At 69.2% G+C, this 15,551-nt stretch carries 15 protein-coding genes and 1 pseudogene; 7 read left to right on the top strand and 9 right to left on the bottom strand.

The window, feature by feature from the left end:
* Positions 1-2: 2 nt before the first annotated feature.
* From ABZT02_RS41760 to ABZT02_RS41745, 4 genes are all read left to right on the top strand, one after another.
* Positions 3-767 (top strand): SDR family oxidoreductase, encoded by a 765-nt coding sequence (locus ABZT02_RS41760; protein WP_356027724.1) that lies wholly within the window; start codon positions 3-5, stop codon positions 765-767.
* A gap of 191 nt (positions 768-958) precedes the next feature.
* A complete protein-coding gene (locus ABZT02_RS41755) occupies positions 959-2,539 on the top strand; it encodes an ABC transporter substrate-binding protein (RefSeq protein ID WP_356027720.1) in 1,581 nt (526 codons plus the stop codon).
* 68 nt (positions 2,540-2,607) lie between these two features.
* Positions 2,608-3,291: a uracil-DNA glycosylase gene (locus ABZT02_RS41750; RefSeq protein ID WP_356027718.1), complete on the top strand. Its 684-nt coding sequence runs from the start codon at positions 2,608-2,610 to the stop codon at positions 3,289-3,291.
* Positions 3,292-3,634: 343 nt separating this feature from the next.
* Positions 3,635-4,153 (top strand): hypothetical protein, encoded by a 519-nt coding sequence (locus tag ABZT02_RS41745; protein ID WP_356027716.1) that lies wholly within the window; start codon positions 3,635-3,637, stop codon positions 4,151-4,153.
* Between the two features lie 12 nt (positions 4,154-4,165).
* On the opposite strand, the gene ABZT02_RS41740 is transcribed toward ABZT02_RS41745, so the two are convergent.
* Positions 4,166-4,609: a hypothetical protein gene (locus tag ABZT02_RS41740; protein ID WP_356027713.1), complete on the bottom strand. Its 444-nt coding sequence runs from the start codon at positions 4,607-4,609 to the stop codon at positions 4,166-4,168.
* 199 nt (positions 4,610-4,808) lie between these two features.
* Complete coding sequence (locus tag ABZT02_RS41735) at positions 4,809-5,321, bottom strand: DinB family protein (RefSeq protein ID WP_356027711.1); 513 nt, start codon at positions 5,319-5,321, stop codon at positions 4,809-4,811.
* A 121-nt stretch (positions 5,322-5,442) separates the two neighbouring features.
* On the opposite strand from ABZT02_RS41735, the gene ABZT02_RS41730 reads away from it, so the two are divergent.
* Positions 5,443-6,348 carry a Gfo/Idh/MocA family oxidoreductase gene (locus tag ABZT02_RS41730; RefSeq protein ID WP_356027708.1) on the top strand — a complete coding sequence of 302 codons (906 nt, stop codon included), beginning with the start codon at positions 5,443-5,445 and terminating at the stop codon, positions 6,346-6,348.
* Here ABZT02_RS41730 and lnt read toward each other — a convergent pair.
* From lnt to ABZT02_RS41695, 7 genes and pseudogenes are all read right to left on the bottom strand, one after another.
* Positions 6,272-7,864, bottom strand: a complete 1,593-nt coding sequence (lnt, locus tag ABZT02_RS41725; protein ID WP_356027706.1) for an apolipoprotein N-acyltransferase — start codon at positions 7,862-7,864, stop codon at positions 6,272-6,274. The genes ABZT02_RS41730 and lnt overlap by 77 nt on opposite strands.
* 64 nt (positions 7,865-7,928) lie before the next feature.
* On the bottom strand, positions 7,929-8,411 hold the full coding sequence (locus ABZT02_RS41720; RefSeq protein ID WP_356027703.1) for a nuclear transport factor 2 family protein: 483 nt from the start codon (positions 8,409-8,411) through the stop codon (positions 7,929-7,931).
* Between the two features lie 98 nt (positions 8,412-8,509).
* Positions 8,510-9,682, bottom strand: a complete 1,173-nt coding sequence (locus ABZT02_RS41715) for an FAD-dependent monooxygenase (RefSeq protein WP_356027701.1) — start codon at positions 9,680-9,682, stop codon at positions 8,510-8,512.
* Positions 9,683-9,723: 41 nt separating this feature from the next.
* Positions 9,724-9,903: a hypothetical protein gene (locus tag ABZT02_RS41710; RefSeq protein ID WP_356027698.1), complete on the bottom strand. Its 180-nt coding sequence runs from the start codon at positions 9,901-9,903 to the stop codon at positions 9,724-9,726.
* A gap of 436 nt (positions 9,904-10,339) precedes the next feature.
* Positions 10,340-10,729, bottom strand: a complete 390-nt coding sequence (locus tag ABZT02_RS41705) for a hypothetical protein (protein ID WP_356027696.1) — start codon at positions 10,727-10,729, stop codon at positions 10,340-10,342.
* A complete protein-coding gene (locus tag ABZT02_RS41700; protein WP_356027694.1) occupies positions 10,726-10,977 on the bottom strand; it encodes a hypothetical protein in 252 nt (83 codons plus the stop codon). Before ABZT02_RS41700 ends, ABZT02_RS41705 begins: the two co-directional genes overlap by 4 nt.
* Positions 10,978-12,267: 1,290 nt before the next feature.
* Positions 12,268-12,702: pseudogene (locus ABZT02_RS41695) on the bottom strand (transposase); the annotation flags it as partial.
* Between the two features lie 979 nt (positions 12,703-13,681).
* On the opposite strand from ABZT02_RS41695, the gene ABZT02_RS41690 reads away from it, so the two are divergent.
* Positions 13,682-14,230 carry an N-acetyltransferase gene (locus ABZT02_RS41690; protein ID WP_356027691.1) on the top strand — a complete coding sequence of 183 codons (549 nt, stop codon included), beginning with the start codon at positions 13,682-13,684 and terminating at the stop codon, positions 14,228-14,230.
* 85 nt (positions 14,231-14,315) lie between these two features.
* Complete coding sequence (locus ABZT02_RS41685) at positions 14,316-15,449, top strand: IS630 family transposase (RefSeq protein WP_356027689.1); 1,134 nt, start codon at positions 14,316-14,318, stop codon at positions 15,447-15,449.
* The last annotated feature ends 102 nt before the right edge of the window (positions 15,450-15,551 follow it).

Below are 15,551 nucleotides of genomic sequence, written 5' to 3'. Positions count from 1 at the left end.
CCATGACTTCGCAACTCCCCGAGCTTTCGGGCAAGGTCGCGCTCATCACGGGCGCCAGCCGCGGTATCGGCTACGGCGTCGCCGAGGCGCTCGTCGCGCGCGGCGACCGGGTGGTCATCACCGGCCGCACCGAGGACGCGCTCAAGGAGGCCGTCGAGCAGCTCGGCTCCGAGCGCGCCGTCTATGTCGCCGGCAAGGCGCACGACGAGGAGCACCAGCGGGTCGCCGTCGAGCGCGCCATGGACGCCTTCGGCCGTGTCGACTACCTGATCAACAACGCCGGTACCAACCCGGTGTTCGGGCCCATCGCCGACCTGGACCTGAACGTGGCCCGCAAGGTCTTCGAGACCAACGTGATCTCCGCGCTCGGCTTCGCGCAGAGGACCTGGCACGCCTGGCAGAAGGACAACGGCGGCGCGATCGTCAACATCGCCTCCGTCGCGGGCATCGCGCCCTCGCCCTTCATCGCCGCGTACGGCGTCAGCAAGGCCGCGATGATCAACCTCACCCAGCAGCTCGCGCACGAGTTCGCGCCGGGAGTGCGGGTCAACGCGATCGCTCCGGCCGTGGTCAAGACCAAGTTCGCGTCGGCCCTGTACGAGGGGCGCGAGGCCGAGGCCGCCGCGTCCTACCCGCTGGCCCGGCTCGGCGTGCCCTCCGACATCGGCGGCGCCGCGGCCTTCCTGACCTCGGCGCAGTCCGACTGGGTCACCGGCCAGACGCTCGTCGTCGACGGCGGCATCTTCCTCAACGCCGGCGTGGGCTGACCCTCGTCGCCTCGGCACGGGCGCCCGTTGACACCGACGGCGCCCGTGTCGACGCACAAAAGCCTCACAGCGGCAATACAGGGTCATCACCGATGAGACGATCAAGCCGCCTGTGACCGAACCGGTTGAGTGTGCGTGGCGCTGCGGTATGTTTTGCCGACTCTCGGCACGGCATCTCGAGGAGCAAGCGCGTGTTCAAGCGGAACCGATACCTGCCGCCGCTCGCGGCACTCGTGTCCATATCCACGGTGGCCGGATGTGGTGTGTTCTCCTCGGACTCCTCCGACAGCGGGAAGTCGATCGTCGTGGGGACCACCAGTGCCCCGGCCACGCTGGACCCCGCGGCCTCCTGGGACAACTCCTGGGAGCTGTTCCGCAACGTCTATCAGACGCTCCTGAACTATTCCCCCGGCGCGTCCGACCCCGAACCCGACGCCGCCGAGCACTGTGAGTTCACGGACTCGTCGAGCACCGTGTACAGCTGCACGCTGCGCGAGGGGCTGAAGTTCTCCGACGGGCACACGCTGGACGCCGAGGCCGTCAAGTACTCGTTCGACCGGATCAAGAAGATCAACGTCAACGGCGGCCCCGCGGGCCTGCTGGGAACGCTCTCCCGGGTGCAGACGAAGGGCGACCGCGAGGTCGTCTTCCACCTCAGCCAGCCCGACGCCACCTTCCCCCTGGTGCTCACCACGCCGGCCATGTCGATCGTGGACCCCGAGGAGTACTCCGCGACCGCCATCCGCAAGGACGGGAAGATCAATGGCTCGGGGCCCTACAGCCTCGACTCCTACCAGGAGGGCGAGAAGGCCGAGCTTGTCCGCAACGACAACTACAAGGGCATAGCGGACCTCAAGAACAAGGCCGTCACCATCCGCTACTTCCAGCGGTCGGACGACATGGTCAAGGCCCTCAAGGACAAGGAGATCTCGGTCGTCTACCGCGGGCTCGGCGCCTCCGACACCGTGGACATCGAGGTCAACCAGCAGAAGGAGGGGCTCCAGCTCATCGAGAACCCCACCACCGAGATCAGCTACCTGGTGTTCAACCCCCGCGACCCGTGGTCCGCGAAGCCCGCGGTCCGCAAGGCCGTCGCCCAGATCGTCGACCGCCCGGCGCTCGTGCACTACGTCTACAAGGACACCGTCGAGCCGCTGTACTCCATGGTCCCCGCCGGACTCACCGGTCACACCACGAGCTTCTTCGACGACTTCGGCGACCCCAGCGTGGCCAAGGCCAAGAAGCTCCTCACGGAAGCGGGGATCACCGAGCGTGTCCCGCTGACCCTCTGGTACACCAGCGACCGGTACGGCTCCACGACCAAGCCCGCCTTCCAGGAGCTGAAGAAGCAGCTGGAGGCCTCCGGCCTGTTCACGATCACCCTCAAGAGCCGCCCGTGGAAGACCTACGTCGAGGGTTACCAGAACGGTGAGTACCCGGTGTTCGGGCGCGGCTGGTTCCCCGACTTCCACGACGCCGACAACTTCATCGCTCCCTTCGTGGGCAAGCAGAACGCTCTCGGCACCCCGTACGACGCCCCCGAGATCACCGGCAAACTGCTGCCGGAGTCGCGCGCGGAGAGCGACCGCGGGGCTGTCGGACCCCAGATCGAGGAGGCCCAGCAGGTCTTCGTGAACGACGCACGGCTGGTGCCGCTGTGGCAGGGCAAGCAGTACGTGGCCGCGAGCGAGGAGATCGCAGGTCTCGAGAAGGTCATCGACCCGGCGACCATGATGACGATGTGGGAGCTGTACTGGAAGACCAGCTGGTAGCGGCGATTGTCAGTGGGCGCCTGTAGGTTCTGAGGTCTGCAAGTGACCGCACATCGTGAGGAACTGACGTGACCGACACCGCCATGCTGCCCGAGTCCTGGCGCGGGGTTCTGGGCGACGAGCTGCAGCAGCCCTACTTCAAGGAGCTGACGGAGTTCGTCGAGGACGAGCGGGCGAAGGGTCCTGTCTACCCGCCCCGCGAGGAGGTCTTCGCCGCCCTCGACGCGACGCCGTACGACCGGGTGAAGGTCCTGATCCTCGGTCAGGACCCGTACCACGGCGAGGGCCAGGGACACGGCCTGTGCTTCTCGGTCCGCCCGGGTGTCAGGACCCCGCCCTCCCTCCGGAACATCTACAAGGAGATGAAGGAGGAGCTCGGCCTGGAGATCCCGGACAACGGCTATCTCATGCCGTGGGCCCAGCAGGGCGTCCTGCTGCTCAACGCGGTGCTCACGGTCCGCTCCGGAGAGGCCAACTCGCACAAGGGCAAGGGCTGGGAGAAGTTCACCGACGCGGTGATCCGCGCGGTGGCCGAGCGGCCCGACCCGGCGGTGTTCGTGCTGTGGGGCAACTACGCGCAGAAGAAGCTCCCCCTGATCGACGAGAGCCGGCACGTGGTGGTCAAGGGCGCGCACCCCTCCCCGCTGTCGGCGAAGAAGTTCTTCGGCTCCCGCCCGTTCACGCAGATCAACGAGGCGGTCGCCCAGCAGGGCCACGAGCCCATCGACTGGACGATCCCGAACCTCGGCTGACCCCTCCTCCGGGCCGGTGCCGCACCGGCCGGCCCGGTCTCCCGCCCGACCGGGATGGTGAGGGGCGGGGGCCACGGCGCCCGTCCGGAGAGTCGAGTCGGCTCCGGGGCGGGCGCGGTGCCCTGTCCGCGTCTGTGCGGGGGACGGTGCGGCAGCCGTGTGGCGGAAGGCCGGTGACCCGACCTGAATCCCCCCGCGAACGCCGCCGGGCGTGGGGTACCCGGCACCCGGCGACGGCGCCACAGATGGGCGTATCCGGCCACGCGCCGCCGACATGATCCGTCGGACAGGCCCTAGCGTCGGGGGGACAGCGACGACAGCCGACGAAGGCCCGGAGGACGCTTTGACGGAGCGACAGGAGCAGACGGCGCCGGATGCCGTGATGACACGGATCGGGCAGGTCGTCATGCTGTGTCACGCGGGGGACCGCGAGGAGGCCCGCCACCGCTTCCTGGCTCTGTGGGCGGAGATCGGCGAGGACGGCGATCCCCTGCACCGCTGCACGCTGGCGCACTACATGGCCGACGCCCAGGACGACCCCTGCGACGAACTCGCCTGGGACCTCAGGGCGTTGACGGCCGCCGAGGAACTCACCGACGACCGGCCGGCCCGGCACGAGAGCGCGCTCGCCGTGCGCGCCCTGTATCCCTCGCTGCACCTCAATCTGGCCGTCGACTACGTGCGGCTGGCCCGCGCGGACGCCGCCCGCACCCATCTGCGCCGGGCTCGCAGGGCGGCGGACGCCCTGGGGGAGGACAGCTACAGCGACGGGGTGCGGGCGGCGATCAGCAGACTTGAGCTGCGGCTCGGCGAAGGGGGATCCGGTGACGGACGATGGGGGCCGCCGCGGCAGCGGCCCTGAGACCCGCGGGCCTCAACGCCCGTAGGTCCGCTCGCAGATGACCGTCTCGGGGCTGCCCTCCTGCCAGCCGCCGTACTTCCTGCCCAGCGCGCAGACGTCCTTCGGGCCCTTGGGAACCGACTTGGGGACGGACTTGGCCACGTCCGGGATCTCGACGCGCGGCTGGCGGTGGTGCGGGGCGTCCGGGTGCCACGGCTGCGGATGTGCCGGGTGCGCGGGACGCTCCGGACGCACGTGGGCCGGCTGTCGGTCCTGCGGCCGCCCGGAGGTCGCCACGGTCTCCGGGGCCCTGTCACGGGGCGCGGTTCCGCCCGGCTTCGAGGACGGGGACGGTTCGATCATGGACAGCGCCTCCTGGGCCGGAGCCTGCACGATCTGCGGCTCCGCCTGACCCTCCGGACGGGTGTCCCCCGGCCCCGGCACCTGCGACGGTGCCGTCGTCGCCGGCCCGGACACGGGTGGACGCTGGACCGTCACACAGCCCGTGAGGGCCGATACAGCCACGGTGACCAGGAGCGTTGCGGTAGTCGTGGTTCGATGCACCCGCGTCACTCTGCTGGTTCGGGCGACCTCGGCGACAGCGGACGAGCGCAGGTTGCCCCGCACGAGTGATCTCCGACCCCGTACGGCGTGCTCGGGCCTCCCGGTGCTGACGTCAGTCGCCGGTGGCGCCGTCGATGCGCTCGCGGATCAGGTCGGCGTGGCCGTTGTGGCGGGCGTACTCCTCGATCATGTGGGTGTAGAGCCAGCGCAGGTTGAACCGCTCTCCGGTCCGGCGGTGCTTGCCCAGGGTGATGTCGTCCAGGCCGAAGCGGGCGGCGTTCTCCCGGCTCTTCCCGATCTCGGCCTGCCAGGTGCCGTACGCCTCCTGCCAGGTGTCGGCCTCGCTGAGACGGAACTCGCCGTCCGGGTCGGCCTCGCTGTAGTAGATCGGCCCGGCGTCGTCGTCGGTCAGGACCCGGCGGAACCAGCTGCGCTCCACCTCCGTCATGTGCCGCACCAGGCCCATCAGGGAGAGCGTGGACGGCTCCACCGAGGCGGTCCTGAGCTGGGCGTCGGTCAGGCCCTCGCATTTCAGGGCCAGGGTCTGCCGGTGGTAGTCCAGCCAGCCCTCCAGCATGCTGCGTTCGTCGGCCGTGGTCGCGGGTTCGGCGCGCTGAGTCGTCATGCTCGCATCCTGACCCACCTCACCCCTGGCCACCAGCGAATTCCGCCGCGCCGGCCGGGGCGCGGCGCGGCCGCCGTATGCTTCGGGCAGAGCCTGGGAGACAACCGTCGGAGGAGTCCACGTGAAGGTCGGCTGCATCGGACTCGGTGACATCGCGCAGAAGGCGTATCTGCCGGTGCTCGGCGGCCGGCCCGGCATCGAACTGCATGTGCAGACACGGACGCCGGCGACGCTGAGCCGGGTCGCGGACGGGCTCCGCCTTCCCGAGGGACAACGGCACCGGGACCTCGACTCGCTGCTCGCCCAGGACCTGGACGCCGCCTTCGTGCACGCGCCGACGAGCGTGCACCCCGAGCTCGTCGCGCGGCTCCTGGAGGCGGGCGTACCGACGTACGTCGACAAGCCGCTCGCCTACGAACTCGCGGACTCCGAACGGCTGGTGGCGCTCGCCGAGCAGCGCGACGTGAGTCTCGCCGTCGGGTTCAACCGGCGGTTCGCCCCCGGGTACGCGCAGTGCGCCGACCATCCGCGCGAGCTGATCCTCATGCAGAAGAACCGGATCGGGCTCCCGGAGGAGCCGCGCACGATGATCCTCGACGACTTCATCCACGTCGTCGACACCCTGCGGTTCCTGGTGCCGGGGCCGGTCGACGACGTGACCGTACGCGCGCGTGTGGAGGACGGGCTGCTGCACCACGTCGTGCTCCAGCTCGCCGGGGACGGCTTCACCGCGCTCGGGGTGATGAACCGGCTCAGCGGTTCGGCCGAGGAGATCCTGGAGGTGTCCGGGCAGGACACCAAGCGGCAGGTGCTCAACCTCGCCGAGGTGATCGACCACAAGGGCCAGCCGACCGTGCGGCGGCGCGGTGACTGGGTGCCGGTGGCCCGGCAGCGCGGCATCGAGCAGGCGGTGCTCACCTTCCTCGACGCCGTGCGCGCGGGAAAGGTGCTCAGCGCCCGGGACGCGCTGGCGACCCATGAGCTGTGCGAGCGGGTGGTACGAGCGGTTCTGGAGCGCTCCGCCTGAGCCGAAGCGCGCGCAGGCCGGCGGTGGCACACCACGCGAGGAGCACCAGCAGGGCCGCGTGCACCGGCCAGTCGCCGAAGCGGACGTACGGCGTCGTCCCGGTCGCCAGCGGTACGTCGTACACGCGCGAGGTGCTGGAGTCGGTGCCGACCCACTCGCCGACGCGCTGTCCGCTCGCGTCGTAGACGGCGGAGACGCCGGTCAGGGTCGAGTGCACCATCGGCCGGCCCGACTCGGCGGCGCGCAGGGCGGCCAGCGAGGCGTGCTGCTCGGGGGCCCAGCTGTTCTGGAAGGACGAGGTCGCCGACTGGGCGATCAGCAACTGGGCGCCGTCCTCGGCGAGATGACGGCTCATGTCGGGGAACGCCGACTCGAAGCACACCATCGGGCCGACCTTCAGCCCGTGGCCGACGTTCATCACGACCTGCTCGGAGCCGTGCCTGCGGTTCTCGGCCGCCGCCTTGCCGACCGAGGTGGCCCAGCCGAGCAGCGAGCGGGCCGGGATGTACTCGCCGAAGGGGACGAGGCGCATCTTGTCGTAGCGGTCGCCGGTGAGCCCGTCGGGGCCGACGAGCACCGAACTCTTGTAGATGCCGGGCTTGTCCGAGCGGCGGGCGTCCACGTTGACGAGGATGTCGGCGCCGGTCTCCGCGGAGAGCGCCGCGATCCGCTTCGCCAGGTCGGGCCGGTCATCGAGGTCGAACCCGACGCTGCTCTCGCCCCAGACGATCAGGTCGACGTCCTGCCCGGCGAGATCGCGGGTCAGCTGCTCCTCGCGCGCGAAACGCCGGTCGGGGCCGTCGATGACTCCGGGCTGGACGACGGCGATCCGGGTGCTGCCCCCCGTGTCGGGGCGCGGTGACCACATCCAGGCCGCCGAGGTCACGGCGGCCGTGGCGACGAGGCCCGCCACCGCGGGGGCCCGGGACTCGCGGACCGTCACGAGTACGGCGACCGAGACGTTGACGGCCACGATCAGGAAGCTGATCAGCCACACCCCGCCGACGGAGGCCAGCCGCAGGGCCGGTGCGACCTCCCACTGGCTGGAGCCGAGTACGCCCCACGGGCCGCCGAGCCCCTGCCAGGAGCGGACGAGCTCGATGCCGAGCCAGCCCGACGGCAGTACGGCCAGGGCGGCGGCGATCCGGCCGGGCGAGGGCGTCCCGGCCGTCCCGGCCGTCCCGGCCGTTCCGGCCAGGAAGTGCCGTACGAGCGCGCCCCACGGGGCCCACAGCGCGCCGAGCAGGGCGCCGATGACGAAGATGAACACGCTCAGGCTCGGCAGCAGCCAGTGGTGCATCCCCACCATGAAACCGAAGCCGCCGGCCCAGCCGTCGTACGCCGCCCGTTTCGCCGTGGGAGCCGAGCGGATCAGCGCGATCCAGGGGACGAGGGCGACGTAGGCGAACCACCACAGGGACGGTGCGGGGAACGCGAGGACGGGGAGGGCGCCTGCCAGCACCGCGACGGTCGAGCGCCGCCATGGGGAGGCAAGCCAGTGGCCGAACGTGTTCATACGCCGCCTCCTACCCCGTGTGGGTCTCCGGTGTGCGTGTGGTTGACCACCCGAGGGCGTCGGCTCAGTTGATCACAGGTGCGGGCCGGGGGTCCGGCGGGCGGCGCCACTTCTCGCGCACGACGACCGCGCGCAGCCGCCAGCCCTCGTCCGTGCGCAGCAGGGTGAACGCGTAGCGGCCGCCGCAGACGAAGTCGGGGGCGGTGGAGGGGGTGTCGTCGGCGAGGCGCATGGGGTTGATGTAGTCGGCCTGGACGCGGGCCGTGTCACCGGTGTCCTGGTCCAGGGTGCCGAACCGGACGCGGCGGTTGACGATGAGGTGTTGCCGCATCGAGAACGGCGTCAGGCTCTCCGCGAGCCATGCGGCGACCTGCCGCGCGTCCCCCTCGACCCCGCCTGCCGAGCGGTAGTCGGCCCTCCCGTCGGAGGTGAACAGTCCTCGGTACGCCTCCCAGTCGCCGTCGTCCACGGCCACGGCGTAGTCGGTGACGAGTGCGTCCACGGCCAGCCGGTCCATCACGGTCGCGAGCTCCACACGCTGCGTCATCGGCTCAGTGTTGGGCATGGGGCGGGCCGAGCCAAGGGGCGTGCGGTGACATTCGGAGGGCGGGATGGTGGATGGGCGAGGCGGTCGAGGGGCGGGGGTCAGCCGTCGGCCAGGACGTCGACCGGCCAGGCGGCCGCGTGCGGGCCGAACCTGTTCTCGGCCGCGAGGGCGACCAGGCGGGCGTTGCGCTCCTCGGCCTCGGGGCCGTCCGGCAGGTGGTAGTCGTGGCCCGCACGCGCTGAGCCGGCCTGCACGGCCGTGGCGGCGGGGGCGCGCCTGCGGACGTACCGGTCCAGCGCGTCGGGCACCTCGTCCGGTGTCGTGCCGGAGAGGCAGTCGCCGAGGACGGCCGCGTCCATGATCGCCTGGGCCGCGCCCTGCGCCTGGAAGGGCACCATCGCGTGGGCGCTGTCCCCGAGCAGCGTGACCCGGCCGACGTTCCAGCGGGGAAGCGGGGCGCGCGTGTGGATGCCGTAGCGGAGGACCTGGCCCGCGCGGTCGAGGAGGGTCAGCAACCGGCGGTCCCAGCCGGCGAAGGCGCGCAGCTGCTCGCCGGGTTCCGCCCGCGCGGTCCACGACTCCTGGGCCGTCCGGTCCGTCACGAACACCGCCACGACGTTGAGGAGTTCGCCGCGGCGCAGCCAGTAGTGGACGACGTGGCGGCCGGGGCCGAGCCAGGCGGCGTACTCCGGGAGGTCGAGGTCGGCGACCTCGGCGGCGGGGAGCAGGGCCCGGTAGGCGGCGGTGTGCGAGAACACCGCGTCGTCCGCGCCGAAGAGCCACTGGCGGGCGGGGGAACGGATGCCGTCGGCGGCCACGACGAGGTCGGCGTCCAGGCGTTCACCGCTCGCCGTGGTCACATGGGCCGCCTTGTCGTCCTGGTCGATCCCCACGACGGTGGTGGCCAGGCGCAGCGCATCGGGCGGTACGGCGGCGGCCAGGGCCTGTTGGAGATCGGCCCGGTGGACCTGGAGGTACGGCGCCCCGAACTCCTCCTCCGCCTCGCGACCGATGACGTAGCGACAGATCTCGGAGCCGTCGGACCAGGTGCGGAAGCTCACGTGGGCCGGACGCGTGGCGTGTTCCGCGACGGCGTCGAGCAGATCCAGACGGCGCAGTACGCGGGTGGCGTTGGGGGCGAGCTGGATGCCGGCGCCGATCTCGGTGAGCCGCCGCGACTGCTCGACCAGGGTCACGTCATGGCCGGCTCGGAGCAGGCTCAGTGTCGCGGTCAGTCCTCCGACGCCCGCGCCCACGACGATCGCTCTCATGGCATGACCTCACTTCGAGGGACGCGCCTTCTTTTCGGGACTCAGGCCGCCTCGATGACGGCACCGCGGATGGCGGCCGCCCATTCGACCACCAACAGCTCGTACTCCGCGCGCTCCTGTGACGACAGCGTGCCGCCGGCGCGCATCCAGAGGGCCCGGATCTGCTCGTTCACCTCGGCAGCAGAACGCACGGAACCAGGGGTCACGGAATCGGGGGACATGCGCACAAGCGTAGGCGCAAGCACTGACAGTGCGCTACCGGACGGCTACGCACAACGTATGTGATTGGTCACGGGTTTCGGGGCGGGCGCCCTGGAGTGGGGGTGCGGTCAGTCGATCCAGACGACCACGCACTGCCCGCGCCGCGCGGCTGCACGGTAGAACTCCCGCCGCACGTCGAGGTGTTGCACCAGGTGGGCGCGTACGTCGCCGTCGAACCCCGGCCCGAAGCCGCAGGCGGCGGCCGCGACGCGGCGAGGGCGGGGGGCCCGAAGCCGTCAGTGCCGGAGGAGGCCCCAGACCGCCCAGCCGGCGTCCAGGAGGTCCTCGGCCGGCGGATCCCAGCTCGGGGCCGAGACCGGCGAGTCCAGGGCCGCGGTGCGGCAGCGCTCCAGGTACTCCGGCGCGACCCAGAGTTACTCAGGGGTTGGGTGTATCTCACGGAGCGAGGTCGAGCACCCGGACGCCGGCCTTGTCCCAGGCCTTGGGCTGGACGGTGGCGACGCGTGCCCCCTCCGGGCGCTCGGGGCCGGGCATGGCCACATGGTGGGTGTGGCACCAGCCCAGAGACCGCTCGTGGCCCGAGGCGGCCAGGACGGCGGCGAGATCGAGCGGATGAAAAACCACCTGGTCGAGCATGCCGAGGTGGCCGGCGAGTCCGGTGCGTACCCGGTCCGCTTCGGCGAGTGTGGCCAGCGCGACGTGGACGCGCCAGGCCCCGGTCTCGGCGGCCTGGTACACAAGGCGGGAGGCCAGGACCTTGCCCGAGCCCAGAGCGAGCAGAGCGCTGTCGTCGAGGACTACATCGACAGAGGCGACAGGGTTCACGCGGCGCTGCCGAGCCGGCGCGTGAGCTCATCGTCCGCTGCGCGGTCCTGCTCGGGATCCGGGGCATAGCCGGAGAGCGCGTGCAGGACTTCGAGGGTCTTCGCGACCTGCTCGTCCCGCTCGCTCTGTGTGAGGGTGTGGGTGGCGAATTCGCCGACGAGCCCCGCGATCGTGGTGTCCTTCTCGGCGGCCAGGATCGCCAGCCGGTCCCGGACACTGCTCTCGGCCTTGATCGTTGTGTGCGCCATGCCTGACAGAATGCATCGGGTATACCCGCCCGGGGAGGCGATCGAGGTAGCTGCTTGTGCTTCCCTCGGCCAGGGGGCGAGGGACGGTCGGTAGGTGTGATCGCGTAAGCGAGAGCTCCTCATGGCTGTCGTGCAGCGCGGCGAAGTCGACGTCATCATCGTCTACATGCTCTGGCGGAACCGGCGCGAACCGGCCGAGGGAATCGAGATTCTCCGCAAGCACGAGGTGTCCGTGCTGTGCGTCCAGAGTCCCGAGTCGGACCTCACGACGGCCGCTGGCCGCCTCCTCGCCGGCCCGGCGAGGTCGGGCAGATGCCGGAGTGGGAGCAGCGGGAGATGCGCCAGCGCGTCGAGCGCGGCCTGCCGCCGACCGGGCGGCGCTGCTTCGGATACACCGCGAGTGTGCGGAGCTGTCGAAGACGAGGCCGCCAAGGTCAAGGACCGCTTTCACGCGCGCACGTCATGAGTGGTGCCATGGCGCAGACTCACCCATGTGACCAGCAGTCGGTCGACGAAGACGAACTTGTGCTTCCTCTGGCTCCTACAGCCCGCCGCCGCGGCCGGGCCGCCAGGCGTGCCTGGTGCTGTTCGTGCCACAACGGCCCTACCGCAGCGACGAGTTCAGCGATCACTGCTGGCGACAACCCGGTGACCCGGTACTCCGCCACGATCAATTCCCGTGCCACCATGCTCAGTTCAACGAGCTACTCGTGCGCCGAGCCACGGCGAACCGTGCACGAGGTCGTTGATCGGTGCTTGGACAGCCCACCTCGTGAAAGCGCGAGGTTGACGCCCTCTCGCCAGTCCACCTTCGTGCCCGCAGGCCGTATCCGGCCTCAGTCGGAGCGGCCCTGGCGTGAAGCACGCTAGGGCCTGGACGGATCCGATCAGTGGAGGTCAGTGGGGAGCGTATTGCGCTGTTACTCACAAGGCGATCGCAGCCGTCTTCGATCAGGACGTAATATTGGTTGCGGACCCAGCCTTCTTGCAATACCTTGCTTTGGTTACGTAGGGCTCCGGCGATCCCTCCGGTTTCGCCTTTCCTGAATGCGTCATTGATGGCGTTAGCGTACGCGTGGCTGCGATCCCCTCCTTGACCGTAACCTTGTACCTGTCCGATGTAAATCCATTCCGCGGCGCTAGCGCTGCCTGTAGCTCCCAGCATTGCGACCGCGCTGAGGATTCCTACGGCAAGCGTTTTGCCGACTGCGTTCTTTACCGTCATTCGAAATTGCATATCCGTGATGCTGTCGATCTGCGCTCCTGGCGTGCTCCAGTGGGCTGGTGCGCTCATGTCCCCTGCGGTGGTGTAATCGGGCCGAGCTGGTCTGTTTCCTTCGGGTAGATCTTGTCCGTGCTGCCTTCGGGGAGGTAGCGGCGGGGGAATACAATCCATTCGTCGTGCATTTCGACGAGCACGGCGGTTGCGAGTCATTCGAGGGGTTGGGAAAGATCGGGACGACGTCGGTGCGGCACTTGATCTCGCGGTTGAGTCGTTCCAGCGGGTTGGTGGACTGAATCTTTCTTCAGTGGCGCTCAGGGAAGTCCGTGAAGGCGGTCAAGTCCTCCTTGGCGTCCAGGAACATGTCTCTGACGTTGGGGAACTGCCGGGCGAGCATGTCGACGACGTTGTCCAGTTGGGCACGGACCACCTCGGCGGTGGGCTGGACGAATGGTGCGGATCGTCGCGGCGACCAGCTCGCCGGAGACCTTGAGGATGACCGCGAACGTGTTGAGCAGGATGAGTTGCGGCCCGGGAAGTGCCACCTGGAGCCGCTCGTCGCGCGACTCGCTGCAGTTTGGCCTTTGCACAAGCCATTCTGAGCGGCACAGAGTTGTCAATCAAGGCTGATCAGAGGCGTAGACAATGCGGCGCAGGCGAAACTCGCGTGAGGTGATCGTCAGGGCTGATGCGTTCCGAGTTGGAGTGATGGCCTGATCATGCGTGCGCACCGCCGTGAGCGGTTCGTCTGCTTCGGCAACGAGAGATGCGACCCCTGATGATCAAAGCCGTCGACGCCTTTGATCACGGACGGAAGTCGTGTTTGCGTGGCATCCTCCCAGATCGGTGTCCTACAGCGCCGCTGCGAGAACATCGGCTCCGCCTGTCCGGATCCGAATAGCGGGTCGCATCGAGAGTCGCATGGCGTCAGTACGCCTCCGGCTGCCCACTCCGCGTCCGTCATGCCCGCCGGTTGAAGAGGCAGCCGCCACCCCTATCGCTGGCGCCGTTTCCGAGCCGGTGAGCCAGGCGGTCACACTCCAGCGTGACTGCCGGGACTGCCCGCCCATCGACATGGAGAACTGCGGCAACAGGGCCTCCTGATGTTGCACGGTGATTCAGCACCGCCGGTGCGGCCACATCCCGCAGGCGACGGTGAGCGGACGACGCTCGGGCGGACTGTCCGGGGCCGGGATGATCGCCATGCGGCCGACTCCCGGACCCGGCTGTGCCGCCGCCTGCGCACCCACCGAGCGGGCAAGGGCAAACGTCGCGGCATGGGCGGGCGGGACTTCATCGCGCTGATCGACAGCCTCCACCAGCCGACATCGACTAGCGCCGCATCAGCGAACCTTCGCCCCGTCGGAGCGAGCGTTCGGTTCGGACGCTGGGCCGGTGTGCAACTGAGCGGTCACTGGCCGCGGGTCCTTCCGGCTCCAAAACCGTGTGCAAACTATCCGGAGGGGCCTTTACCCTCCGGGCATGGATCTTCGCGAAGAACTTCCGAGTGACAGACAGGCCGTGCGGGATGTTCACCTGCAGGCTTTCGGTGACCATGGCCTTGTCGTGGCCGACCTGGTCGATACCCTGCGGGACACCATCACACCCGAGGACGGTCTCTCGCTGGTCGCCGAGCACGACGGGCAGGTCGTCGGGCATGTCATGTTCACCCGCAGTCTTCTCGATGCCCCTCGCCGGCTGGTTGACGTGCAAGTCCTCAGTCCGCTGGCAGTGATGCCTGAGCTCCATAAGCGGGGTATCGGCTCGGCCCTGGTCCGACACGGACTGGGGATCCTCGCCGAGCGGGCTGTTCCCCTCGTCTTCCTGGAGGGTGATCCGGGCTATTACTCGCGTTTCGGCTTCGCGCCCGGTGGTGGCCTGGGCTTTCGAAAGCCATCCCTGCGTATCCCGGACGGTGCCTTTCAGGTCATCAGGTTCCCGGAGCATGAGCCATGGATGACGGGGACACTGGTTTATGCAGAGCCGTTCTGGCGGCATGACGCAGTCGGCCTGCGTGACCCCAACGCATAGTGACGCGTGCGCCGATACCCGTGTTGTGACGTGACGCGCCGTTTGGATGCTGGTCCGGACGGCGCGGTGTCGCCAGGCTGTGCGGGTGGCAGAACGAGTACGCGTCCGCGATATCGATGATGACGAGGGGCGGCGCCTGCTGCGGATCATCCGCAGAGGCACCGGGTCGGTGGTGACCTGGCGGCGGGCGCAGATGGTGCTGCTGTCCGCACAGGGCATGCACGTGGCGAAGATCGCCGAGGTGACGTTCACCAGCGCGGACCGGGTTCGGGACGTGATCCACAACTTCAACGCCGACGGCTTCGAGGCGCTCTACCCGAAGTACAAGGGCGGCCGGCCCAGGACGTTCACCCTGCCCGAGCGGCGCGACATCAAGAAGATCGCCAAGTCCAAGCCTGCCGAGCACGGCCTGCCGTTTTCGACCTGGAGCCTGGCCAAGCTGGCCGACTTCCTGGTCGCCGAGGGGGTGGTCGACGACATCAGCCACGAGGGCCTGCGGGTCCTGCTCCGCGAGGAGGGCGTGTCCTTTCAACGCATAAAGACCTGGAAGACCTCCCGCGACCCGGACTATGCCGCCAAGAAGGCCCGCGTCGAGCACCTCTACGCGATCGCCGACGGCGAGGTCATACCCGAGGACGGCGAGCCGGAAGTCATCTTCTGCCTGGACGAGTTCGGCCCCCTCAACCTCCAGCCCCATCCCGGACGACAGTGGGCCGAGCGCGGCGGACGGCACAAGGACCCCGACCGGGAGCCGAGACCCCGTCGGCGGGCGACCTACACCCGCCCGCACGGGGTCCGGCACCTGTTCGCCGCCTACGACCTGGCCCAAGACAAGCTCTACGGCCACATCAAGCCGAAGAAGAACCGGACGAGGTTCCTTCAGTTCTGCCGCTACCTGCGCAGCCTCTACCCGTCGGACATCCGGATCGCGATCGTGCTCGACAACTTCTCCCCGCACCTGACCACAAAGAAGGACTCCCGGGTCGGCGACTGGGCCGCAGCCAACAACGTCGAGTTCGCCTACACACCGACCAACAGCTCCTGGCTGAACCGCATCGAGGCCCAGTTCACCGCCCTGCGCTACTTCGCCCTGGACGGCACGGACCACGCCAGCCACAAAGAACAGGGCAGCATGATCCGCCGCTACATCATCTGGCGGAACAAGCACGCCGCCGACGAACGGCTACGTGAAGTGATCGACAGGGCAAACGTTGCCTGATGCGGCACTAGTGTGCTGCGCCAGAAATCCTGAGGGTTAGTTCTGCTCTGTTTTCTGGCCGGTGGTTCCGACCTTGGTGAGGTAGTCGGCGAGGGAGTTGAG

It is taken from the genome of Streptomyces sp. NPDC005402 (assembly GCF_040606575.1).
Taxonomy (GTDB): Bacteria; Actinomycetota; Actinomycetes; order Streptomycetales; family Streptomycetaceae; genus Streptomyces.
This window is presented reverse-complemented; position numbering and strand designations above follow the sequence as displayed.